Source organism: Rhizobium sp. 01T437, from assembly GCF_056398505.1.
Genome location: NZ_JBFTPM010000004.1, coordinates 447,501 through 468,823, shown reverse-complemented (window position 1 = coordinate 468,823; position 21,323 = coordinate 447,501). Strand labels below are relative to the sequence as shown.

The following is a 21,323-nucleotide window of genomic DNA, read 5'->3' as shown; positions in this document are numbered from 1 at the left end:
GCCCGGTTTTTCCGGGCCCTTCACTATCATCGTTTGTTGTCGCATTTCCACAGGGCGAGCCGTTTACCATTTCGCTGGAAGTGCTCATTGGCAGGTCAAATTCCATGTCCGCTACCGTTTCTCCGCTTGCCCCGAAAACCTTTGCTTCGCTGCCCGCACTTCGCGGCGTGCGCATGGCGACCGCTTCCGCGGGCATCAAGTACAAGAACCGGACGGACGTGCTGATGATGGTATTCGACGCCCCGGCTGCCGTTGCCGGCGTCTTCACCAAGTCGAAGTGCCCCTCGGCACCCGTCGATTTTTGCCGGACCAACCTGCCGCACGGCACGGCACGCGCCGTCGTCGTCAATTCCGGCAATGCCAATGCCTTCACCGGCCTGAAGGGCCGCGCTGCGACCGAGCTCACCGCAAAGTCGGCCGCCGCTGCCGTCGGCTGCGGCGAAAATGAAATCTTCCTTGCGTCGACCGGCGTCATCGGCGAACCGCTCGACGCCACCAAATTTGCCGGTGTGCTCGACAAGATGCATGCCGATGCGACAGGCGATTTCTGGTTCGAAGCTGCCAAGGCCATCATGACCACCGACACCTATCCGAAGGTTGCTACCCGCAATGCCGAAATCGGTGGCGTGAAGGTGACGATCAACGGAATCGCCAAGGGGGCCGGCATGATCGCGCCCGATATGGCGACCATGCTTTCCTTCGTCGTCACGGATGCCGATATCGCGTCTTCCGCCCTGCAGTCTCTGCTGTCTGCCGGTGTCGAGCCGAGCTTCAACTCCATGACCGTCGACAGCGACACCTCGACCTCGGATACGCTGATGCTGTTTGCGACAGGTGCCGCAGCAACCGACAGACAGGCTCGCATCACGAGTGCGGACGATCCGCAGCTCGGCGCATTCCGCGCAGCCCTCAACGAACTCCTCAAGGATCTGGCGATCCAGGTCGCCCGCGACGGCGAGGGCGCCACGAAGATGCTCGAAATCACCGTGACCGGTGCCGAGAGCGATGCCGCTGCCAAGACGATCGCCCTTTCCATCGCCAATTCGCCGCTGGTCAAGACGGCGGCCGCAGGCGAGGATGCCAATTGGGGCCGTATTGTCATGGCCGTCGGCAAGGCCGGTGAAATGGCCGATCGCGACCGGCTCGCCATCTGGTTCGGCGATGTGCGCGTTGCCGTCAATGGCGAGCGCGATCCTTCCTATTCCGAGGATGCGGCCTCCGCCGTGATGAAGAAGCAGGATATTCCTGTCAAAGTTGATATTGGCCTCGGCTCCGGCAAGGCTACGGTCTGGACCTGCGACCTCACCAAGGAATATGTTGCGATCAATGGCGACTACCGGAGCTGATCGTTCGTTGATGCAGGCATCCCTTCCGAAGCAGAACCTGCCGCTGGTCCGGCGGCTGGAAGCCGTGGGCTTTCGCGCCTGGCCGGCCGCGTCCGTACAATATGACGGAAGCTGGCAGGTTCGCCTGACGGCGGGCCATCCCTCCAACCGCCTGAACTCCATTGTGCCGCTCGATCCCTCCGACCATCGCGATGTCGAGATCAGGCTGGAGAAGGCAAGCCGCAAATTCGAGGCCTATGGCCGTCCTGCCGTCGTGCGTGAGACGCCGCTTGCCTCGCCTGTTCTGATCGACCTGATCAGGGAACAGGGATGGAAGCGTTTCGATGAGACGGCCGTCATGGTCTGCGATCTCTCGCAGGCCGATCTGCCCGATACGCTCGATCATCTTCCGACCCACGATGTCGGCCGGTTCGTCGATGCCAATCTCACCGTCGATCAGGCGCAGCTTTCTCTGAAACCGGCGCTTGCCGAGATCATCTCGGCAATCAAGCCGCCATCCGGCCTTTTCATGATCGAGGATACCGTCCACGGCTCGCTGGCAACGGTCCTTTGCGTGCAGGACAACGATCTTGCGGGCATCATGTCGCTTTCGGTCGCTGACAGCCATCGCCGCAAGGGGCTCGGCATCGAGATCCTGACTTCGGCACTGCGCTGGGCGCGGATGCGCAGCGCCCGTACCGCCTGGCTGCAGGTGAAGCTCTCCAACGCACCGGCGATTGCTCTTTATGAGCGTCTCGGCTTCCGTGATGCCTATCACTATTGCTATTGGCAGGAGCGCTGCGAATGAGCGAAGCCGGAAGGAAGCTGCTCCTGGTCGCAGCCTGTGCGCTGATCGATGCGGACGGGCGTATCCTTCTGGCACAGAGGCCGGAAGGCAAGTCTCTTGCCGGCCTGTGGGAATTCCCCGGCGGTAAGGTCGAACCCGGCGAGACGCCGGAGGAAACGCTGGTGCGTGAGCTGAACGAAGAGCTCGGTATTTCGACGAAGGTGGCGTGTCTTGCGCCGCTGACCTTCGCCAGCCACAGCTATGATACGTTCCACCTGCTGATGCCGCTTTATGTCTGCCGCCGCTATGAAGGCATTCCGCATGGCCGTGAAGGCCAGGCAATCAAATGGGTGCGCCCGCAGGCGCTGCGCGATTATCCGATGCCGCCGGCCGACGAGCCGCTCATCCCTGTACTGCAGGATCTACTTTAGCCTTTGCTGATTATTGAGGCGAAACGTTGATTTCGCCTGTGGATATTAATCGATCATTTAGCACCTTCTGGCAATGATCGGCCTCACTCAAGCAACTGGCGTGTGTGTATTTAAGGGCTTGACGTCATGGACGACGATTTCTGGAAAGCTGTGCGCGAAAAGGAACGTGCTTCTTCGTCTGCTTCACGCAGGACGGGGGCGCTCAATATTGCCCTTCTCTTCGGTACGGCCGTAGTGGCGCTGACCCTTATCCTGACGCCAATGCTGGCGGATTCTTCCAAGAAGAGCGTGCTCGCCAGCGCGCCGGCGGATTTCGACACGATCACCACCGGCTCCATCCCGAAGACCGAGAATGGCCCGAAGAGCGAGAACGGCAAGCGCTATACAATCCGCCGCAGCGTGCTCCAGGATACGCCTGGTTCGGTCTGTGTCGTCCAGGGCTACGGCGTCGGCGCCGGCTGCTGAGGAAATGAAGCTCCCGTCCCAGGGGGCCATGAATTTCATTGCTGTTTTGCGCGCAGAAGGGTTGGGTTGATGAATTTGCTGAAGAAATTTCTGGCAGACAGAAGCGGTGCGACGGCGATCGAATATGGATTGATTGCAGCGCTGATGGCGGTTGCCCTCATTGGGGGCCTGGGTGTGTTTACCAATGGCCTGCGCGGCGTGTTCAACACCGTCGAGAATAACCTGACGATCAACTGAGCTATGCGTTAGGCCTCACTGCTTGAGCTTCTGCTCTTCCACCTTCAGTGCGTCAGCAAGCCGCGCCTTGGCCGTTCCTGGCTTCAGCGGCTGCTGCTGGCTTTCATGCGGTGCCCATCCCGACACGTAGATCACTGAAAATGTCGCACGGATGCGGCCGTCGGGGTCCGAATAGCGCTCGGTATAGATTTCAGCGGCGCGCAGGAAGAAGGCGCGCGACAGTGGCTTGCGGCTGCGGGCCACCAGCGGATTGGCCATGCCCATCGCTCTCAGGTCGCGCATCAGCGGAAAAATTGAATCATAGCGTACCGTATAATTCTCCGCGTCGATGACGGGCAGCGCAAAGCCTGCGCGCTGCAGCAGACCGCCCACATCGCGGACATCGGCGAAGGGGATGACGCGCGGGCTTGCACCGCCGGTCATCTCGATCTCGGTCGCGAGCAGCACCTCGCGCAGTTCCTGCAGCGTACCGGCGCCCGGAATGGCGGCCAGGAACAGGCCGTCCGGCTTCAACGCGCGGCGGATCTGGATGAAGACGCCGGGTGTGTCGTTGGTCAGGTGCAGGTTGAGCGGTGCAATTACCAGATTGGCCGATTGGGGGGCGAGCGGCACGTCTTCGAGAGGTGCTTCGAGAAAAGGTTCGCCCGGCGCGACATAGTGAAAGTCGCTTTCCACGCGGGTGAGGCTGCCGACCTTGCCGGTCGCGATCGCTGCACGGGCGGCCGCGCCCGTGGTGCCGTGCAGTTCCACCGCATGTTCGAAGCTGCGCTCCACGACGGCCAGGCGCTCTGCCAGTTCCTCGGCGGCGATATCGAGCAGGAAGCCCGCTTTCGGGTCGTTATTTGCGAGCGCGCGCCGACGGTTCGCGGCAATCTGCGCCTTGTCGAAGATGATATCCATGGCGATTTCCATATTCCGCCATCCGGCAGGCGGCAAGGCGATTTTCCTTTGGCGCGCGAGACGCTAGCGCGTCGCGATCTTTGAGATCCGCTTGCCACGCTTCAGGTCTTCATTTTTTACGCATGTCGTTATCGCAAAACCGCTACACAGTTTTGCACGACATGCTTTAGTCTGCCTCATATGGGGACGATCGAGATGAAAAGTGAGACGGGGCGGATATTCGCGCAGCTTCTGCGGCCCGTTTCCATGCTTGCCGATCTTGTCTATCCGCCGTCCTGTGCGGCTTGCGGTATTTCGACAGGCGGTCATCGCGGGCTCTGTGCCAAATGCTGGTCCGAGGTCCGCTTCATCGAGCGGCCCTATTGCGAGGTGCTCGGCCTTCCCTTTTCCCATGATCTCGGGGCCGGCATCCTGAGCGCCGAGGCGATCGCCAATCCGCCGCCCTTCGATCGGCTGCGTTCAGCAGCCACCCTTGATCATGCCGTTCGCACTCTTGTACACGGCCTCAAATACCGGGATCGAACCGATCTCGCGCCGATGATGGCCGGCTGGATGCTGCGCGCGTCGGACGGCATGGTCGAACGCTGCGATGCCGTCATTCCGGTTCCGCTTCATCGCACCCGCATGGTCTCGCGCAAATTCAACCAGGCCGCGGAGCTTGCCCGACATTTGGCGGGGCTTGCAGGAAAACCGCTGTTGCCCGAAACGCTTCTGCGTGTGAAGCGTACCAGCCAGCAGGTTGGTCTTGGTATACGGGCGCGCGAGGACAATGTCCGTGGCGCTTTTGCGGTCGCCGCGGGCAGGGAAAGCGATGTCTTCGGCAAACGCATCGTGCTTGTCGACGACGTCTTTACGACAGGGGCGACAGTTGGTGCGGCAACGCGTGCGCTGCGCAAGGCGGGGGCTGCCGATATAACGGTTTTGACCTTTGCAAGGGCTATTGCAGAAACTATATGACAGAAAGAAAACAGCACTGTCTGGAGACCTTCATGGTACCGGTTGCCATCTACACGCGTCAATTCTGCGGCTATTGTGCACGCGCCAAATCTCTTCTTGAAGGGAAGGGCGTCGACTATGTCGAACATGACGCAACCTTCTCGCCCGAGCTTCGCCAGGAAATGCTTGGCAAGTCGAACGGCCGCACCACCTTTCCACAGATTTTCATCGGCAGCACGCATGTCGGCGGTTGCGACGATCTCTACGCGCTCGATCGGGCAGGCAAGCTCGATCCGCTGCTGGCACCGTGAGGAAGAGCGATGAGCTTCACAGCCGCCGCCATCCAGATGTGTTCCGGTGTCGATCCAGAGCGAAATGCGGCTTCGATGGCGCGCCTCGTCCGAGAGGTTGCTGCAAAGGGCGCAACTTACGTGCAGACGCCTGAAATGACTGGCATGCTCCAGCGTAACCGCGCTGCGGCAAAGGAAGTGCTGTGCGACGAGAGCAATGACATCATCGTTAAAACCGGCTCGGCGCTTGCTGCCGAACTCGGTATCTTCATGCATGTTGGCTCGACGGCGATTGCGCTCGACGATGGTAAGATGGCCAATCGCGGTTTCCTCTTCGGACCTGACGGCAAGATCCTGAACCGTTACGACAAGATCCACATGTTCGATGTCGATCTCGACAATGGCGAGAGCTGGCGCGAAAGTGCAGCTTACAGGCCGGGTTCGGAAGCGCGCGTTCTGTCGTTACCGTTTGCCGAGATGGGGTTCACCATCTGTTACGACGTGCGTTTCCCGCAGCTTTTCCGAGCGCAGGCGGTTGCCGGTGCCGAAGTGATGACCGTTCCGGCCGCTTTCACGAAGCAGACAGGCGAGGCGCATTGGGAAATCCTGCTGCGGGCGCGCGCCATTGAAAATGGTGTCTTCGTCATCGCCGCAGCGCAGGCCGGCCTGCATGAAGACGGACGCGAGACATTCGGTCATTCGATGATCATCGATCCCTGGGGCAAGGTCCTGGCATCAGCCGGTCCGACCGGCGAGGCGGTCATTCTGGCGGAGATCGATCCGGCGGCTGTGAAAGCCGCCCATGACAAGATTCCGAACCTTAAGAACGGTCGGGAGTTTTCCATCGAGAGGATTGCGGGGGAAATTACAGGAGGCGTAGCAGCTTGATCCGCTATTCCCTTATTTGTGAGAATGCCCACGAATTCGAAGGCTGGTTTTCTGAAGGCGCCGATTTTGACCGGCAGGTCGCAAGCGGCTTTCTGACCTGCCCCGTCTGCAATTCCGCTTCCATCTCCAAGTCACTCATGGCTCCCTCCGTCTCGACCGCGCGCAAGAAGGAAGAGATGCAGACGGTCGCGATGGATACGGCCCGCCGCGAAGCCTTCCTGAAGCTCAAGGAAGCTGTCGCCGCGATCAAGGCGAATTCCGAGGATGTCGGAACCCGATTTCCCGAGGAAGCTCGCAAAATCCATTACGGTGAGGCGGATGCCCGCGGTATCATCGGCCAGGCAACGCCCGACGAAGCTGAGGCGCTGGTGGAAGAAGGCATCGAGATCGCTGCCCTGCCGGTCTTGCCCGAAGACGTGAACTGATATGCGGGCGGCCGGTCTTTTATAATTTTGGCCTGTGGCGTGATCAGGCTGGCCGTTTTGCCAGCAGCACGTAATTCACATCCATGTCCTTCGACAGGTTCCACTGATTTGCCAGCGGATTGAAGAAGACGCCCGTGCGGTCGACAATCTCGAGACCGCTTGCGGCAAGCGGCTTTTCCAGTTCTTCCGGGCGTACCAGCTTCTCATACTGATGCGTGCCGCGCGGCAGCCAGCGCAGGACGGTTTCGGCCGCGAAAATGGCAAGTGCGGCCGCCTTCATGGTACGGTTGATCGTGGCGACGAACATCAGGCCGCCTGGCCTGACCATGCTGGCGCAGGTATTCATGAAAAGCTCGACATCGGCCACATGCTCCACCACTTCCATGTTGAGCACGATATCGAAGGTCTCGCCTGCCTCGGCAAGCTGCTCGGCGGTGACGGCGCGATAGTCGACCGCAACACCGGATGCCTTGGCGTGGGTGGAGGCGATGCCGATATTCTTTTCCGACGGATCGGCGCCAACGACTTCAGCGCCCATACGGGCGACCGGCTCGGACAAGAGGCCGCCGCCGCAGCCGATATCGAGCACGCGCAGGCCTTCAAGCGGCTTGGCACTCTTCGGACTGCGCGAAAAATTCTCTGCTGCCTTGTCGCGAATATAGGCCAGGCGAACAGGATTGAACTTGTGCAGCGGCTTGAACTTGCCTGTCGGGCTCCACCACTCGGCTGCCATGGCGGAAAAGCGATCGACTTCGCTCTGGTCGATGGTGGTCTTTGCCGCTTCGTTCATCTGCCACTCCTTAATGTCCTATCAGTGAAGTCGGACGATCGAGGCGATAAGTCAAGGGCGCTCAGGTCGCACCGGAGGCTTGGCAAGGACCGTAAAAATAGAGCAAGTCTGAAGGCAGTAAAAAACCCCGCTTCTTCGCGGGGTTTCGGATCCTAGGTGATGCCGATTTAGCGGCACTGACGGCGCGGGCCGTACGTGGGCTGGTACGTGTTATCGTATGCGCGGTAAGAGCGATAACGGCTGTAGCAGTATTCGGCATGCGAACTGCCCGCACTCACGCGCGGCTGCGAGGCTATGATACCACCGATGATCGCGCCGGCGGCCAAGCCACCGATAATGGCGCCAGTATTGTCATGGCGGCGATAATAGCGGTCGCGGTAGTAGCGGTCTCCATAATAGCGGTCGCCATAATAGCGGCGGTCCCTGTCCCATCCGCGATCATAGCGATAACGGTCCGAATAGCGGTAATCGCGGCCCCAACCTTGGTTATAACGAGGGCATTTCGTGAAGTTGTTGCAGCCCACCTGAAGAAGCTCGGCTTGGTCGCCGGCGGTTTGGGGTTGCGCTGCCGACTGGATCGGGTTTGACGTATACGCCGGCCCTGCCCAGGCAGGCATTCCGGAGAATGCGGTCGCTATTGACAATGCAATTATCGCTAATCTTCTCATTCTACTCACCAGCTTTCATGACACATCTATTGCGATTTAAACGCATTTGGGGCCATTAAGTTCAACCGCCTCCACGCCTTCGCTTTATCGACAGGGTAAATAGGGCGCTTTGCAGCAGTCGCAGGGACCATTTCTGAGGAAATCCTGCCACTTCCACTTCACCCTTTGCCCGCCCTTGCCACCCCCTGTCAAACTCGCTAAGAGACGCGCCAACTTTCGTCCTTGGTTGGCGGGGCTTTAGAAGCGTTCCAGAAACCAGTATTTCCGGGCTCTTCGGCCATTTGACAGCTGGGGTTTTCTGATGTCCGGGAGGGCAATGCGTCTCCCGGCGGTTTGTGAATGGCGCGTGGCGTGCCGGGGAAGCAAATCCCGTTTTCCGGCAATCGCGCGCGGGTCGTGGTAGAGGCTTATGGCACGCATCGTTATGAAATTCGGCGGAACCTCCGTCGCTGATCTGGATCGCATCAAGAACGTTGCCCGCCATGTGAAACGTGAAGTCGATGCCGGCCATGAGGTGGCGGTCGTCGTTTCCGCCATGTCCGGCAAGACCAACGAACTGGTCGGCTGGGTTCAGAATACGCCGAAGGTGATCGGCGCCAACTCGCCCTTCTACGATGCGCGCGAATACGACACCATTGTCGCTTCCGGCGAGCAGGTTACGTCAGGCCTTTTAGCAATTGCGCTGCAGAGCATGGGCATCAACGCCCGTTCCTGGCAGGGCTGGCAGATCCCGATCCGCACCGACAACGCACATGGCGCGGCGCGCATCATGGAAATCGACGGGGCCGATATCATCAAGCGCATGGGCGAGGGTCAAGTCGCCGTCGTCGCCGGCTTCCAGGGACTCGGTCCTGATAACCGTATCTCAACGCTCGGGCGCGGCGGATCGGACACGTCGGCAGTCGCGATTGCGGCCGCCGTGAAGGCCGATCGTTGCGACATCTATACCGATGTCGACGGCGTTTACACGACCGACCCGCGCATCGAGCCCAAGGCACGGCGCCTGAAGAAGATCGCTTTCGAAGAAATGCTGGAAATGGCGTCGCTCGGCGCCAAGGTTCTTCAGGTGCGCTCGGTCGAGCTTGCCATGGTGCACAAGGTACGCACCTTCGTGCGTTCGTCTTTCGAGGATCCCGATGCTCCGGGCATGGGCGACCTCTTGAACCCGCCCGGAACGCTGATTTGTGACGAGGATGAAATCGTGGAACAGGAAGTAGTCACCGGCATCGCCTATGCCAAGGATGAGGCTCAGATCTCGCTTCGCCGTCTTGCCGACCGGCCGGGTGTTTCCGCCGCGATCTTCGGGCCGCTTGCTGAAAGCCACATCAACGTCGACATGATTGTCCAGAACATTTCCGAAGACGGTTCGAAGACCGACATGACCTTCACCGTGCCCTCGGGTGATGTGGAGAAGGCCATCAAGGTTCTCTCCGACAACAAGGACAAGATCGGCTACGACGTCGCGCAGAGCGAATCGGGTCTGGTAAAGGTCTCGGTCATCGGCATCGGCATGCGCAGTCATGCGGGCGTTGCAGCGACTGCCTTCCGGGCACTTGCCGAAAAAGGCATCAACATCAAGGCAATTACAACCTCAGAGATCAAGATTTCGATCCTGATCGATGGTCCTTATGCAGAACTCGCTGTCAGAACTTTGCATTCCTGCTACGGTCTGGATAAGAATTGATTCCCAGCGGGCGGCCTGCCCCTTCAGGTTGAAGATGCGGCCGGTTCTTCTAGCCGCATTAAGCGTTTGTTTCGGGGAGCTTGAGACGCAATGAGAGACCTTTCCGGCGGTCCGCGCGTGCTGCTCAAGCGGCTGCGCGAATTGATGGCGGAACCGCTGGAGCCGCAGGAGCGACTCGACCGGATCGTGCGCCAGATCGCCAGCAACATGGTGGCGGAGGTTTGCTCCGTTTACGTGCTGCGCGCCGACGGCGTTCTCGAGCTTTATGCTACCGAAGGTCTCAATAAGGAAGCCGTCCACCTCTCGCAGCTGAAGATGGGACAGGGCCTCGTCGGCACGATCGCCGCATCGGCCCAGCCGCTCAATCTTTCCGACGCGCAGTCGCATCCGGCCTTTCGCTACCTGCCGGAAACGGGCGAAGAGATCTACCATTCCTTCCTCGGCGTGCCGATCCTGCGTACGGGACGCTCGCTCGGCGTTCTCGTTGTGCAGAACAAGGCGAGCCGCAATTATCGCGATGAGGAGCTGGAAGCGCTCGAGACGACGGCGATGGTTCTCGCCGAGATGATCGCGACCGGCGAACTCAAGAAGATCACCAAGCCGGGCCTGGAACTCGATCTTACCCGTTCGGTCACGGTCGATGGCGATACCTATAATGACGGCATCGGCCTTGGTTACGTCGTGCTCCACGAGCCGCGCATCGTGGTCACCAATCTGCTCAACGAAGATGCGGAGAAGGAAATCCGGCGGCTGGCTGATGCCATGGGTTCGCTCCGGATCTCCATCGACGACATGCTGTCGCGCCGCGATGTGTCGATGGAAGGTGAGCACCGCGAGGTGCTCGAAACCTATCGCATGTTCGCCCACGACCAGGGCTGGGTGCGCAAGCTGGAAGAGGCGATCCGAAACGGCTTGACGGCGGAAGCAGCGGTCGAGAAGGTCCAGAGCGACACCAAGGCGCGTATGATGCGCCTGACCGATCCCTATCTGCGCGAGCGCATGCATGATTTCGAGGATCTGGCGAACCGGCTGCTGCGTGTGCTGACGGGCTATACCGGCCGCACGACGGCCGAGGGTTTTCCGACTGACGCAATCATTCTGGCGCGGGCGATGGGTGCGGCGGAGCTCCTCGATTATCCGCGCGCCAATGTGCGCGGGCTGGTGCTGGAAGAAGGCGCGGTGACGAGCCATGTGGTGATCGTCGCGCGTGCCATGGGCATTCCGGTTATCGGCCAGGCGGCGGGTGTCGTGGCGCTTGCCGAAAATGGTGATGCCGTCATTATCGACGGCGACGAAGGGCATGTGCATATCCGGCCGATGCCGGACCATCAGCGCTCCTATGAAGAAAAGGTCCGCTTCCGTGCCAGGCGGCAGGAGCAGTTCCGGGCGCTGCGCTCCGTCGAGCCGGTCACCCGGGACGGGCAGCGCATCCAGCTTCTGATGAATGCCGGCCTGCTGGTCGACCTGCCGCAGCTGGCGGAATCTGGAGCAGAGGGTATCGGCCTCTTCCGCACCGAGCTGCAATTCATGATCGCATCGACCATGCCGAAGGCGGAAGAGCAGGAAATGTTCTACCGCAATGTACTGAAGCAGGCAGGCGGCCGTGTCGTGACCTTCCGCACGCTCGATATCGGCGGCGACAAGGTTGTTCCCTATTTCCGCGGCCATGAGGAAGAGAATCCGGCGCTCGGTTGGCGGGCAATCCGTCTGTCGCTCGATCGGCCGGGATTGTTGCGCACGCAGCTGCGCGCCATGCTGAAGGCTGCGGCGGGCGCCGAGCTGAAGCTGATGGTGCCGATGGTGACTGAGGTTTCTGAGCTCAGGCAGGTGCGCGAACTCCTGCAAAAGGAAGTGCAGCATCTTTCGCGTTTCGGCCACGGTTTGCCGCGCAAGCTGCAGTTTGGCGCGATGCTGGAAGTACCGGCGCTGCTCTGGCAGCTCGATGAGCTGATGGATGCGGTCGATTTCGTCTCGGTCGGTTCCAACGATCTCTTTCAGTTCGCTATGGCTGTTGATCGCGGTAATGCACGGGTTTCCGAGCGCTTCGATCCGCTGGAACGGCCGTTCCTGCGTCTCCTGCGCGATATCGTGCGCGGTGCGGATCGCAACAAGACGCCGTTGACACTTTGCGGCGAACTGGCGGGCAAGCCGCTTTCGGCCATGGCGTTGCTCGGTGTCGGGTTCCGCTCCATCTCCATGTCGCCGGCTTCGATCGGACCGGTCAAGGCGATGTTGCTCGGCCTCGATGCCGAGGCTCTGACGAAGGCTGTCAATGAGGCGCTGGACGACCGGAATGCGACCGTGCCTATGCGCGAGGTGCTTGCCCGCTTCGCCGAGAGCCACAATATTCCCCTTTAGACATATATAAGAAGAACTGGAGTAAGGGGTGGCGAAGCTTCCCATTGAAAAGATGCGCGAGCTTGAGCGCCGCTTCGGCGAGATCGAAGCGCGCATGTCGGCCGGCCCTTCGGCCGACGTCTATGTAAAACTCGCGTCTGAATATTCAGAACTGCAGCCCGTCGTCACCAAGATCCGTGCCTATCAGAAGGCCGTCGGCGAGCTTGCCGATCTGGAGGTGCTGCTTGAGGACAAGTCCGTCGACCGCGACATGCGTGAGCTTGCTGAACTCGAGCTGCCTGACGTGAAAGAGCGGATCGAGGTGCTGGAGAACGAAATCCAGGTCCTGTTGCTGCCGAAGGATGCGGCCGACGAAAAGAGCGCGATCCTGGAAATCCGCGCCGGCACCGGCGGCAATGAGGCGGCCCTTTTCGCTGGCGATCTCTTCCGCATGTATGAGCGCTATGCGTCAACGCACGGATGGAAGGTGGAAGTGTTGTCGTCGAGCGAAGGTGAAGCCGGTGGCTACAAGGAAATCATCGCGACGATCACCGGCAAGGGGGTCTTTGCCAAGCTGAAATTCGAATCCGGCGTGCATCGCGTGCAGCGCGTACCGGAGACGGAAGCAGGAGGGCGCATTCACACCTCGGCTGCGACGGTTGCCGTTCTTCCCGAAGCGGAGGAGATCGATATCGAAATCCGGCCGGAAGATATCCGCATCGATACGATGCGCTCCTCGGGTGCGGGCGGCCAGCACGTCAATACAACGGACTCGGCGGTGCGTATCACCCACCTGCCGACGGGTATCGTTGTGACCAGCTCGGAAAAATCGCAGCACCAAAACCGCGCCAAGGCCATGCAGGTGCTTCGCTCGCGTCTTTACGATGCCGAGCGGCAGAGGGCCGATAGCGAACGTTCGGCCGACCGCAAAAGCCAGGTCGGTTCGGGCGACCGCTCGGAGCGCATCCGCACCTACAATTTTCCGCAGGGGCGCGTGACCGACCATCGCATCAACCTGACGCTCTACAAACTCGACCGGATGATGATCGGCGAGATCGACGAAGTGGTGGATGCATTGCTTGCCGATTACCAGGCGAGTCAGCTCGCGCAGCTTGGCGAACAGCAATGACCACATCGGGGCCGACGGTTTCCGAGATGCTTGCCGAGGCCCGGCGCCGCTTCACGGAAGCCGGCATTGCCGATCCACAGACCGATGCGCGGTTGCTGATTTCGGGACTGCTGAAGCTTTCGCCGACCGAGATGCTGACGGCGGGTCGCGAGCCGGTTTCGGAGGAGCAGGCGGGCAGTATCGTCCGCGCTATCGAAAGGCGGCTGAAGCACGAGCCGGTGCATCGCATTCTCGGAGAGCGGGAATTCTACGGCCTGCCGCTTTCGCTGTCCGCAGGCACACTGGAGCCGCGGCCCGATACGGAAATCCTCGTCGATACGATCATTCCTTATCTGCACGATCTTGCAAAGACGGAAAGCAATATCCATATCCTCGACATAGGAACCGGGACTGGAGCGATTTGCCTTGCGCTCCTCAATGAATGTCCGGAAGCATCAGGCATCGGCAGCGACATTTCGACCGATGCACTTGAGACGGCAAGATCAAACGCAGAAAGAAACGGATTACGGGACCGATTCACGACGATTCGATCGAACTGGTTCGAGAACATCCACGGGACGTTTCATGCGATTGTCTCAAATCCGCCCTATATTGCTTCCAGTGTCATTCACGATCTCGCTCCCGAAGTGACGAAATTTGATCCGGCTGCAGCTCTGGACGGCGGCTTGGATGGGCTTGACGCCTACAAAGCCATAGCAAAGGATGCGGGAAGGTTCGTACGGCCAAATGGAATCGTCGGACTGGAAATAGGCTATGATCAACGAAGCGATGTGACGGCGATCTTCGAAGCGGAAGGCTTCAAGTGGCTCAAATCCGTGAAAGATTATGGCCAGAATGACAGAGTGCTCGTGTTCTCGCTGGCATGACCGGCGACAAATTGCAGCATCTAACTGGACATTATTGCTATTGCGAAGAAAAGGCTTGGATTTCCTGAGGAAGCAATATAGGTTGCCCTCACGCGTTGGGCGCATAGGAATGAACGAGATTCGTTCGGTACTTGCTCAGCCTCGGGGGTCTGCTCTTTTAAACGAGAGTTTCAAAGGTTGAACACGACCCAATGCGTGAATCAGTCAAACTGACTTGAAGACAAGCGGCAGGTCGGCGCGAAGGCGCACTATGCTTGCGGCACGAAGGCCCTGATCCGGATGGACCGGTCTTGGCAGTTTGTGCCATGTATCCAATCACAAACAGAGAATTCAGGTGAGCGATCGATGAGGCCAGGACAGCAGAACAAGCGCGGTCGAGGGCGTGGCAATAACAACAACAATAACAATGGCGGCGGTGGAAATAACAACAATAATAATTTCAACCGTAAGGGTGGGAACCCGCTGACCCGGACCTACGACAGCTCCGGCCCCGATGTGAAAATCCGCGGCACTGCCCAGCACATAGCTGAAAAATATGCGCAGCTCGCCCGTGACGCCCAGAGCTCCGGCGACCGCGTCATCGCTGAAAACTATCTGCAGCACGCCGAACACTATAACCGCATCATTGCCGCCGCCCAGGCGCAGATGCAGGAACGCTTCCAGCGCGACGACCGCCAGGATTACAATGATCGGGACGGTGCGGACCGTGATGGCGACGATATGGATGCGGGTGACAATGACGACGTCGTCATCGTTCAGCCGCCTCACCAGCAGCGCGAACAGCAGCAGGCTGCTCCGGTAGCGGCGCCGGTGCAGCAGGCGGAAGCGATTGACGGAACCGGCCCTCAGCCGGAAATCGACGGTATTCCCGCCGAAGTGGTAATGGAAGACGAAGGCTCTGCTGCGCCGCAGCGCGAGCGCCAGCCCCGCCGTCGCAATACCGGCAGCCGCCCGCGCCGTCCGCGTCGCGGTGCTGAAGGTGAGGCCGCCGGTGAGGAAGGCGCTTCCGCAGAAGCCCCTGTTCTAGCTGAAGCTGCTTCCGAATAAGCTTGCTTCAATCGTAGAATTTGAAAGGCCGCCTTTCCGGGCGGCCTTTTCTTTTGCGGGCGCCTGCTGCTTTCGGTTGCTGCGACTATTGCGAGGGTGCGTTTACACGCGAATTTACAGTAACGTACTTCCGCATTCAGCCTTCGAGGCATTCACTCCAGGACACCTGTCGGGACCGGAGGAACGCCATCATGAAGTATCTTGTGTTCTTGTGCATGCTGCTGGTCGCAGCCTCCGCCCATGGCGCGGAGAAGGCAGCACAGCAAGTCTTCGACAATGAGATCGAGCGGAAGGCCGTCCAGGCTGTCGTATGGGGAATTCCTGTCGTCAATTATGACCTGATGCGCCAGGAGATGCTGACCAAGACGCCGGGCAAGGTTGGGCAGGTCATCTATTGGGGCCGGCCACTGGACTGGAAGAACCAGACGCTGACGCCCAATCCCGATGCTCTCTATTTCATGGTTTTCTTCACCACGAGGGATGGTCCCGTTGTTCTCGATCTGCCGGCCGCAGAGAGCGGCGCCTCTTTCAACGGCAACATCGTCAATGCCTGGCAACTGCCGCTCGAGGACGCCGGCTTGCTCGGAATCGATAAAGGCAAGGGTGGAAAATTCGTAATCCTGCCGCCGGACTATAAAGACAAGCTGCCGGATGGTTTCATTCCGCTGCAGTCGGAGGTCTACGGCGGCTACATGCTCTTCCGTTCAAACCTGAAGAGCCACAGCGACGCAGACGTGCAGGCTTCGATCGACTATGGCAAGAAGCTGAAGATCTACCCTCTCTCCGCTGCCGGCAATCCGCCGGAGACCATTTTCGCCGACGTCAAAAACATCCTCTTTGATTCCACCATCAAATGGGATGAGAGCTTCTTCGACAATCTGAACCGCGTCATTCAGGAGGAGCCGTGGATTGTTCGTGACCGCGTGATGATCGATCAGTTGAAATCGATCGGTATCGAAAAGGGCAGACCCTTCAAGCCGGACCGGCATGTGCAGTCCTTTCTGAGCAAAGGCATCAAGGAAGCACGGGCGCTTCTGGAGGCAAAATACGATGCCGGGCTTCCCCCATTTTTCACCGAGAAAAGCCGCTGGACCTTCCCAGCCTACCCCGATCTCATCAAGGCTTCGCAGTTCAACTTCGATGAGCCCGATGCCTATCCCGTCGATTATCGTGGTGTTGCCTACAGCTATGCCTATATCGGCATCAAGCGGCTGGGCGCAGGCCAATTCTATTCGATCTCGATCCGCGACAAGGACGGGAATGATTTTGACGGTGGCAAGACCTATCGCCTCAACGTTCCCCCAAATGTGCCCGTCGAGCAGTACTGGTCGGTAACGGCTTATGACCGGCAGACGCATGCGCTGATCAAGAATGTTTCGCGCGCGAGCCGCTCATCGCAGATTTCTGAGCTCGTCAAGAACGAGGACGGTTCCATCGACCTCTATTTCGGACCAAGTGCGCCGAGAGGCAAGGAGGCCAATTGGGTGCCGACGGACCCGAAGCGGAAGTTTGAGCTGATGTTCCGCGCTTATGGTCCAACCAAGGACTTCTTTGACAAGAAGTGGGTGCTGCCGGATGTCACGCTGATGAGCAAGTAAGGCTGAGAGGCAATCTGCTCTCGCAAGCCGGGCAATCAAAGCTACCTGGAGATAGGCCGATGAATAACGGACTACGTTTCGCGAGATGGGGGATTGGGCTCTTCCTGTTCGGGGTCTTTCTGAGCTTCGGCGTCATCGCTCATTACTGCGTGGGGGCGCGATGGCCGACCGGCGAATTGTTCATGCAGAATATTACGCTTTGGTGGGCATGCCCGTGGACATTGTCGGTCGCGGCGGTCCAGGCCGGTGGCCTTGGCATGGCCGCGGTCGGGCTGACCATGGCGGTGATGGAGCGTGCATCCCTACAGCTTCCAGCATCCGGCTTGCCGCTTCTTCTATGTGTGGTGGGTCTGCTCGGCGTTTTCGGCGTCGGTTATGCCGGCTATTTCGTCTTCGATGCCATCTGGCCGAGCTTCTACTATTCGCCAATCTCTAAAGGGAAAAATATCTGGCTGATCGGACAGGCTCTTTTCATCCTCCTCTATTTCATTGGCATTCTCATGGCGTTTCGAGAGCTGCCGCCGGGCCATTCGATGGAACGTCAAATTGGATGACGGCACGGAACACTTAAAGACGTCATCGGCTGATCCTTCGGGAGAAACCGACGGGGAGCAAGGAAGACATGGCTGCAGGGGGGCCGCTTTGAATTGCTGGTTTTCCCTTGCCCTACCCCTTTAAACTATTGGGATTCTCCACCATATCCTGCCCAGGTTGTTTGCCGCAAATCCCAATGGCGACAAACAGGGGCTTGCCTTTTGAGGGAGCTCAATCTCAATCATCGGTCTGTGCCTTATGAAGGGCAGGGCGATTCATGGAGGTAACATATGAATATCGAAAAATACTCCGAGCGGGTGCGCGGTTTCGTTCAGTCCGCCCAGACCTATGCGCTGGCGCAAGGGCACCAGCAATTCACCGCAGAACATGTGCTCAAAGTCCTGCTCGATGACGATCAGGGCATGGCCGCTTCGCTGATCGAGCGCGCCGGCGGCGATGCAAAGGCTGCGCGGCTCGCCAATGATGCCGCACTTGCCAAACTGCCGAAAGTTTCCGGCGGCAACGGCAACATCTATCTTGCCCAGCCGCTCGCCAAGGTCTTCTCCACTGCGGAAGAGGCCGCGAAGAAAGCCGGCGACAGCTTCGTAACGGTCGAGCGTTTGCTGCAGGCACTGGCGATCGAAACTTCTGCCTCGACCTATCAGTCGCTGAAGAATGCCGGGGTGACCGCACAGGCGCTCAACCAGGTCATCAACGAAATCCGCAAGGGCCGCACCGCCGATACGGCGAGTGCTGAGCAGGGTTTCGACAGCCTGAAGAAATATGCGCGCGATCTGACGAGCGATGCCCGCGAAGGCAAGCTCGACCCGGTTATCGGCCGCGACGACGAAATTCGCCGTACGATTCAGGTTCTCTCGCGTCGCACCAAGAACAATCCTGTCCTGATCGGTGAGCCGGGCGTCGGTAAGACGGCGATCGTTGAAGGCCTTGCGCTGCGCATCGTCAATGGTGACGTGCCGGAAAGCCTGAAGGACAAGAAGCTGATGGCGCTCGACATGGGTGCCCTGATTGCCGGTGCGAAATTTCGCGGCGAATTCGAAGAGCGCCTGAAGGCCGTGCTGAACGAGGTTCAGTCGGAGAACGGCGAGATCATCCTCTTCATCGATGAAATGCACACGCTTGTTGGTGCCGGCAAGGCGGATGGGGCAATGGATGCCTCCAACCTGCTGAAGCCTGCTCTTGCCCGCGGCGATCTGCACTGCGTTGGCGCAACCACGCTCGATGAATACCGCAAGCATGTCGAGAAGGATCCGGCCCTTGCCCGCCGTTTCCAGCCGGTCATGGTCGAAGAGCCGACGGTCGAGGATACGATTTCGATCCTGCGCGGCCTGAAGGAAAAGTATGAGCAGCATCACAAGGTGCGCATCGCCGATGCTGCGCTGGTTGCTGCTGCAACGCTTTCGAACCGTTATATCACCGACCGGTTCCTGCCGGACAAGGCGATCGATTTGATGGACGAGGCGGCTGCCCGCCTGCGCATGCAGGTGGATTCCAAGCCGGAGGAACTCGATGAACTCGACCGTCGCATCATCCAGCTGAAGATCGAGCGCGAGGCGCTCAAGAAGGAAACCGACGTGGCTTCCGCCGACCGGCTGAAGCGGCTGGAAGGCGAGCTCGTTTCTCTCGAGGAAGAAGCCRACGCGCTGACGGCCCGCTGGCAAGCGGAAAAGCAGAAACTCGGCCTTGCCGCTGACCTTAAGAAGCAGCTCGATGATGCCCGCAATGAACTGGCAATCGCCCAGCGCAAGGGTGAATTCCAGCGCGCCGGCGAGCTCGCCTATGGCGTGATCCCCGATCTCGAAAAGCAGCTGACCGAGGCTGAAAGCAAGGAAGACAACAGTCGCAACGCGATGGTGCAGGAGGTCGTGATCCCTGACAATATCGCCCATGTCGTTTCCCGCTGGACCGGCATTCCTGTTGACAAGATGTTGGAGGGCGAACGCGACAAGCTGCTCCGGATGGAAGACGAGCTGGCGAAGTCGGTGATCGGCCAGGGTGATGCGGTTCAGGCCGTATCCCGCGCCGTGCGCCGTGCCCGCGCAGGCCTTCAGGATCCGAACCGGCCGATCGGCTCGTTCATCTTCCTCGGCCCGACCGGCGTCGGCAAGACGGAGCTCACCAAGGCGCTCGCCCGTTTCCTCTTCGACGACGAGACGGCGATGGTGCGCATGGATATGTCCGAGTACATGGAGAAGCACTCCGTGGCCCGGCTGATCGGTGCCCCTCCCGGCTATGTCGGCTATGATGAAGGTGGTGCGTTGACGGAAGCTGTCCGTCGCCGGCCCTATCAGGTCGTTTTGTTCGACGAGATCGAGAAGGCGCATCCTGATGTCTTCAACATCCTGCTGCAGGTGCTGGACGATGGTCGCCTGACCGATGGTCAGGGCCGGACGGTCGACTTCCGCAACACGATGATCATCATGACCTCGAACCTCGGTGCCGAATACCTCACGCAGTTGCGTGAGGGTGAGGACAGCGAGACAGTTCGCGAGCAGGTGATGGATGTCGTTCGCGGTCATTTCCGGCCGGAGTTCCTGAACCGTATCGATGAGATCATCCTCTTCCACCGCCTGAAGCGTGAGGAGATGGGCGCGATCGTCGATATCCAGCTGAAGCGGCTGATCTCGCTGCTGTCCGAGCGCAAGATCACACTCGATCTCGACGAGGATGCCCGCAATTGGCTGGCGAACAAGGGATACGATCCAGTCTACGGTGCCCGTCCGCTGAAAAGGGTGATCCAGAAGTTCGTCCAGGATCCGCTCGCCGAGCAGATCCTCTCGGGTCAGGTACCGGACGGATCGACGGTGACGATCACCAGCGGCTCGGACCGGTTGCTATTCCGGTCGAAACAGTCGGTCAGCGAAGCGGCGTAAGGCTGCGCAGACGAGAATAGAAATTGGCGGCCCTCGGGCCGCCATTTTTGTTTCTGCAGAAGGGGAGAGTTATTTGCTTGCGACCTGATCCGTGGCGGGCTGGTTGTTCAGCAGCGTGTCGATGCGCTTGCGCTCGTCCTCGAACTTGGCCAGCGCATCGCCCTGGAGCGATTTGCCGCCCGGCAGGCGGATGCGCAGCGGGTCGACCTTGGTGCCGTTGACGATCAATTCGTAGTGCAGGTGCGGGCCGGTGGATTCACCCGTGGTACCCACCCAGCCGATGACCTGGCCCTGTCGCACCTTGGCGCCAGGCACGATGCCCTTGGCGATAGCGCTCTGGTGGTTATAGGAGGATTCATAGCCATTGGCGTGGCGGACGATGGTCTGGTTGCCGTAGCCGCCGGAATCCCAGCCGGCCTTTTCAACCGTACCGTTGCCGGCAGCAATGATCGCCGTGCCGCGAGGGGCCGCCCAGTCGACGCCAGTATGCATGCGCGCGAAGCCGAGGATCGGGTGGCGGCGCATGCCGAAGCCGGACTTGAAGATGCCGTTCGGGACAGGATTGCGCAGCAGGAACTGGCGGATGCTCTTACCGTCCTGATCGAAGTAATCGATCGTGCCATCTTCCGGGTCTTGGAAGCGATAGAAGCGCGTCAACGTATCGCCAAAGCGGGCGTTGACGTAGAGAAGATCGGAATCCTCGGTCGCCTGGCCGTTGCTGTCGGTGACGGAGAAGAAGGCTTCAAGATAATCCGTCGGCTTCAACTGCGCCTGGAAGTCGACATTGGCCGCGAGCAGCTTGATGATCAGCGCCGTCATGTCCTTGGTCATGCCATAGGAAAGAGATGCGCGGTAAATTCCATCGTAAACGCGCGGCAGATTCTGGCCGGCGGGCGGAGCGAAGGAATTGTCCTCAAAGGCGGTGGCGACCGCATCCAGCATCGGCGGTTCGCTGCCGGCCACGAAACGGCCCTTGTCGTCGAGGGCGACGGTAATCAGATGCCGTGCACCGCGATAGATGCTGGCGCGGATGATCTTCGCCTGCTCGCCCTTCTGAATGATACCGATGCGCAGGACGTCGCCTTTCGAAAG

The 21,323-nt window shown here is 59.7% G+C and carries 21 protein-coding genes (1 of these 21 only partly in view); 17 read left to right on the top strand and 4 right to left on the bottom strand.

The genetic code is table 11. From position 1 onward, the window contains the following. Window positions 1–104 precede the first annotated feature (104 nt). From argJ to AC1DM5_RS10775, 5 genes are all read left to right on the top strand, one after another. The gene (gene argJ, locus AC1DM5_RS10795) at window positions 105–1,346 is read left to right on the top strand and encodes a bifunctional glutamate N-acetyltransferase/amino-acid acetyltransferase ArgJ (protein ID WP_477818064.1); all 1,242 of its coding nucleotides are present in this window, start codon (window positions 105–107) and stop codon (window positions 1,344–1,346) included. After that, window positions 1,327–2,133 (top strand): GNAT family N-acetyltransferase, encoded by an 807-nt coding sequence (locus AC1DM5_RS10790; RefSeq protein WP_477818065.1) that lies wholly within the window; start codon window positions 1,327–1,329, stop codon window positions 2,131–2,133. The genes argJ and AC1DM5_RS10790 overlap by 20 nt, the downstream gene beginning before the upstream one ends. Further along, entirely contained in the window at window positions 2,130–2,543 is a 414-nt protein-coding gene (mutT, locus tag AC1DM5_RS10785; RefSeq protein WP_037101534.1) for an 8-oxo-dGTP diphosphatase MutT, read from the top strand. Before AC1DM5_RS10790 ends, mutT begins: the two co-directional genes overlap by 4 nt. Window positions 2,544–2,669: 126 nt before the next feature. Next, window positions 2,670–3,008 (top strand): hypothetical protein, encoded by a 339-nt coding sequence (locus tag AC1DM5_RS10780; protein ID WP_007825505.1) that lies wholly within the window; start codon window positions 2,670–2,672, stop codon window positions 3,006–3,008. Window positions 3,009–3,077: 69 nt separating this feature from the next. Next, on the top strand, window positions 3,078–3,245 hold the full coding sequence (locus tag AC1DM5_RS10775) for a Flp family type IVb pilin (protein ID WP_007825504.1): 168 nt from the start codon (window positions 3,078–3,080) through the stop codon (window positions 3,243–3,245). A 15-nt stretch (window positions 3,246–3,260) separates the two neighbouring features. Here the strand turns inward: AC1DM5_RS10775 and AC1DM5_RS10770 are convergent, their stop codons facing one another. Further along, window positions 3,261–4,145, bottom strand: a complete 885-nt coding sequence (locus AC1DM5_RS10770; RefSeq protein WP_477818066.1) for a methyltransferase domain-containing protein — start codon at window positions 4,143–4,145, stop codon at window positions 3,261–3,263. Between the two features lie 195 nt (window positions 4,146–4,340). Here AC1DM5_RS10770 and AC1DM5_RS10765 point away from each other — a divergent pair, with 195 nt between their 5' ends. The 4 genes from AC1DM5_RS10765 to AC1DM5_RS10750 are packed head-to-tail and all read left to right on the top strand — an operon-like array spanning window position 4,341 to window position 6,684. Then, on the top strand, window positions 4,341–5,102 hold the full coding sequence (locus AC1DM5_RS10765; protein WP_477818067.1) for a ComF family protein: 762 nt from the start codon (window positions 4,341–4,343) through the stop codon (window positions 5,100–5,102). 32 nt (window positions 5,103–5,134) lie between these two features. Continuing rightward, a complete protein-coding gene (gene grxC / locus AC1DM5_RS10760; RefSeq protein ID WP_477818389.1) occupies window positions 5,135–5,392 on the top strand; it encodes a glutaredoxin 3 in 258 nt (85 codons plus the stop codon). Window positions 5,393–5,401: 9 nt separating this feature from the next. Beyond that, window positions 5,402–6,259: a carbon-nitrogen hydrolase family protein gene (locus AC1DM5_RS10755; RefSeq protein WP_477818068.1), complete on the top strand. Its 858-nt coding sequence runs from the start codon at window positions 5,402–5,404 to the stop codon at window positions 6,257–6,259. After that, on the top strand, window positions 6,256–6,684 hold the full coding sequence (locus tag AC1DM5_RS10750; RefSeq protein WP_037101528.1) for a DUF1178 family protein: 429 nt from the start codon (window positions 6,256–6,258) through the stop codon (window positions 6,682–6,684). Before AC1DM5_RS10755 ends, AC1DM5_RS10750 begins: the two co-directional genes overlap by 4 nt. A gap of 43 nt (window positions 6,685–6,727) precedes the next feature. Here AC1DM5_RS10750 and ubiG read toward each other — a convergent pair whose 3' ends face one another. Together ubiG and AC1DM5_RS10740 are read right to left on the bottom strand one after the other, a co-directional pair. Beyond that, window positions 6,728–7,474, bottom strand: a complete 747-nt coding sequence (gene ubiG / locus AC1DM5_RS10745; protein WP_477818069.1) for a bifunctional 2-polyprenyl-6-hydroxyphenol methylase/3-demethylubiquinol 3-O-methyltransferase UbiG — start codon at window positions 7,472–7,474, stop codon at window positions 6,728–6,730. 167 nt (window positions 7,475–7,641) lie between these two features. Further along, on the bottom strand, window positions 7,642–8,142 hold the full coding sequence (locus AC1DM5_RS10740; protein WP_477818070.1) for a BA14K family protein: 501 nt from the start codon (window positions 8,140–8,142) through the stop codon (window positions 7,642–7,644). 409 nt (window positions 8,143–8,551) lie between these two features. On the opposite strand from AC1DM5_RS10740, the gene AC1DM5_RS10735 reads away from it, so the two are divergent. The 8 genes from AC1DM5_RS10735 to clpB all read left to right on the top strand — a co-directional run bounded on the left by AC1DM5_RS10735 (window position 8,552) and on the right by clpB (window position 20,231). Next, a complete protein-coding gene (locus AC1DM5_RS10735) occupies window positions 8,552–9,826 on the top strand; it encodes an aspartate kinase (RefSeq protein ID WP_007825494.1) in 1,275 nt (424 codons plus the stop codon). 90 nt (window positions 9,827–9,916) lie between these two features. Beyond that, window positions 9,917–12,184: a phosphoenolpyruvate--protein phosphotransferase gene (gene ptsP / locus AC1DM5_RS10730; protein ID WP_477818071.1), complete on the top strand. Its 2,268-nt coding sequence runs from the start codon at window positions 9,917–9,919 to the stop codon at window positions 12,182–12,184. 28 nt (window positions 12,185–12,212) lie between these two features. Continuing rightward, complete coding sequence (prfA, locus tag AC1DM5_RS10725) at window positions 12,213–13,292, top strand: peptide chain release factor 1 (RefSeq protein ID WP_477818072.1); 1,080 nt, start codon at window positions 12,213–12,215, stop codon at window positions 13,290–13,292. Further along, window positions 13,289–14,158 carry a peptide chain release factor N(5)-glutamine methyltransferase gene (gene prmC, locus AC1DM5_RS10720; RefSeq protein ID WP_477818073.1) on the top strand — a complete coding sequence of 290 codons (870 nt, stop codon included), beginning with the start codon at window positions 13,289–13,291 and terminating at the stop codon, window positions 14,156–14,158. Before prfA ends, prmC begins: the two co-directional genes overlap by 4 nt. Window positions 14,159–14,503: 345 nt before the next feature. Then, window positions 14,504–15,205 (top strand): DUF4167 domain-containing protein, encoded by a 702-nt coding sequence (locus AC1DM5_RS10715; protein WP_477818074.1) that lies wholly within the window; start codon window positions 14,504–14,506, stop codon window positions 15,203–15,205. Between the two features lie 191 nt (window positions 15,206–15,396). After that, window positions 15,397–16,803: a DUF1254 domain-containing protein gene (locus AC1DM5_RS10710; RefSeq protein WP_477818075.1), complete on the top strand. Its 1,407-nt coding sequence runs from the start codon at window positions 15,397–15,399 to the stop codon at window positions 16,801–16,803. Window positions 16,804–16,985: 182 nt separating this feature from the next. Continuing rightward, the gene (locus tag AC1DM5_RS10705; RefSeq protein WP_477974966.1) at window positions 16,986–17,357 is read left to right on the top strand and encodes a hypothetical protein; all 372 of its coding nucleotides are present in this window, start codon (window positions 16,986–16,988) and stop codon (window positions 17,355–17,357) included. Between the two features lie 270 nt (window positions 17,358–17,627). Further along, on the top strand, window positions 17,628–20,231 hold the full coding sequence (gene clpB / locus AC1DM5_RS10700; RefSeq protein ID WP_477974964.1) for an ATP-dependent chaperone ClpB: 2,604 nt from the start codon (window positions 17,628–17,630) through the stop codon (window positions 20,229–20,231). A gap of 69 nt (window positions 20,232–20,300) precedes the next feature. Here the strand turns inward: clpB and AC1DM5_RS10695 are convergent, their stop codons facing one another. Then, window positions 20,301–21,323, bottom strand: partial view of a M23 family metallopeptidase gene (locus tag AC1DM5_RS10695; RefSeq protein ID WP_477818078.1) — the 3' portion only. Its footprint extends 921 nt past the window's final position; only the last 1,023 of its 1,944 coding nucleotides appear in the window; its start codon lies beyond the right edge, outside the window; the stop codon is at window positions 20,301–20,303.

Excerpts from the sequence above, each read along its gene's own strand:
- AC1DM5_RS10770 (WP_477818066.1), bottom strand. The coding sequence starts at position 4,145 with ATGGATATCATCTTCGACAAGGCGCAGATTGCCGCGAACCGTCGGCGC.
- AC1DM5_RS10710 (WP_477818075.1), top strand. The coding sequence starts at position 15,397 with ATGAAGTATCTTGTGTTCTTGTGCATGCTGCTGGTCGCAGCCTCCGCC.
- AC1DM5_RS10740 (WP_477818070.1), bottom strand. The coding sequence starts at position 8,142 with ATGAGAAGATTAGCGATAATTGCATTGTCAATAGCGACCGCATTCTCC.
- AC1DM5_RS10765 (WP_477818067.1), top strand. The coding sequence starts at position 4,341 with ATGAAAAGTGAGACGGGGCGGATATTCGCGCAGCTTCTGCGGCCCGTT.
- AC1DM5_RS10715 (WP_477818074.1), top strand. The coding sequence starts at position 14,504 with ATGAGGCCAGGACAGCAGAACAAGCGCGGTCGAGGGCGTGGCAATAAC.
- AC1DM5_RS10775 (WP_007825504.1), top strand. The coding sequence starts at position 3,078 with ATGAATTTGCTGAAGAAATTTCTGGCAGACAGAAGCGGTGCGACGGCG.
- argJ (WP_477818064.1), top strand. The coding sequence starts at position 105 with ATGTCCGCTACCGTTTCTCCGCTTGCCCCGAAAACCTTTGCTTCGCTG.
- AC1DM5_RS10790 (WP_477818065.1), top strand. The coding sequence starts at position 1,327 with ATGGCGACTACCGGAGCTGATCGTTCGTTGATGCAGGCATCCCTTCCG.
- grxC (WP_477818389.1), top strand. The coding sequence starts at position 5,135 with ATGGTACCGGTTGCCATCTACACGCGTCAATTCTGCGGCTATTGTGCA.
- AC1DM5_RS10755 (WP_477818068.1), top strand. The coding sequence starts at position 5,402 with ATGAGCTTCACAGCCGCCGCCATCCAGATGTGTTCCGGTGTCGATCCA.
- AC1DM5_RS10705 (WP_477974966.1), top strand. The coding sequence starts at position 16,986 with ATGCAGAATATTACGCTTTGGTGGGCATGCCCGTGGACATTGTCGGTC.
- prmC (WP_477818073.1), top strand. The coding sequence starts at position 13,289 with ATGACCACATCGGGGCCGACGGTTTCCGAGATGCTTGCCGAGGCCCGG.
- ubiG (WP_477818069.1), bottom strand. The coding sequence starts at position 7,474 with ATGAACGAAGCGGCAAAGACCACCATCGACCAGAGCGAAGTCGATCGC.
- AC1DM5_RS10780 (WP_007825505.1), top strand. The coding sequence starts at position 2,670 with ATGGACGACGATTTCTGGAAAGCTGTGCGCGAAAAGGAACGTGCTTCT.
- ptsP (WP_477818071.1), top strand. The coding sequence starts at position 9,917 with ATGAGAGACCTTTCCGGCGGTCCGCGCGTGCTGCTCAAGCGGCTGCGC.
- AC1DM5_RS10735 (WP_007825494.1), top strand. The coding sequence starts at position 8,552 with ATGGCACGCATCGTTATGAAATTCGGCGGAACCTCCGTCGCTGATCTG.
- mutT (WP_037101534.1), top strand. The coding sequence starts at position 2,130 with ATGAGCGAAGCCGGAAGGAAGCTGCTCCTGGTCGCAGCCTGTGCGCTG.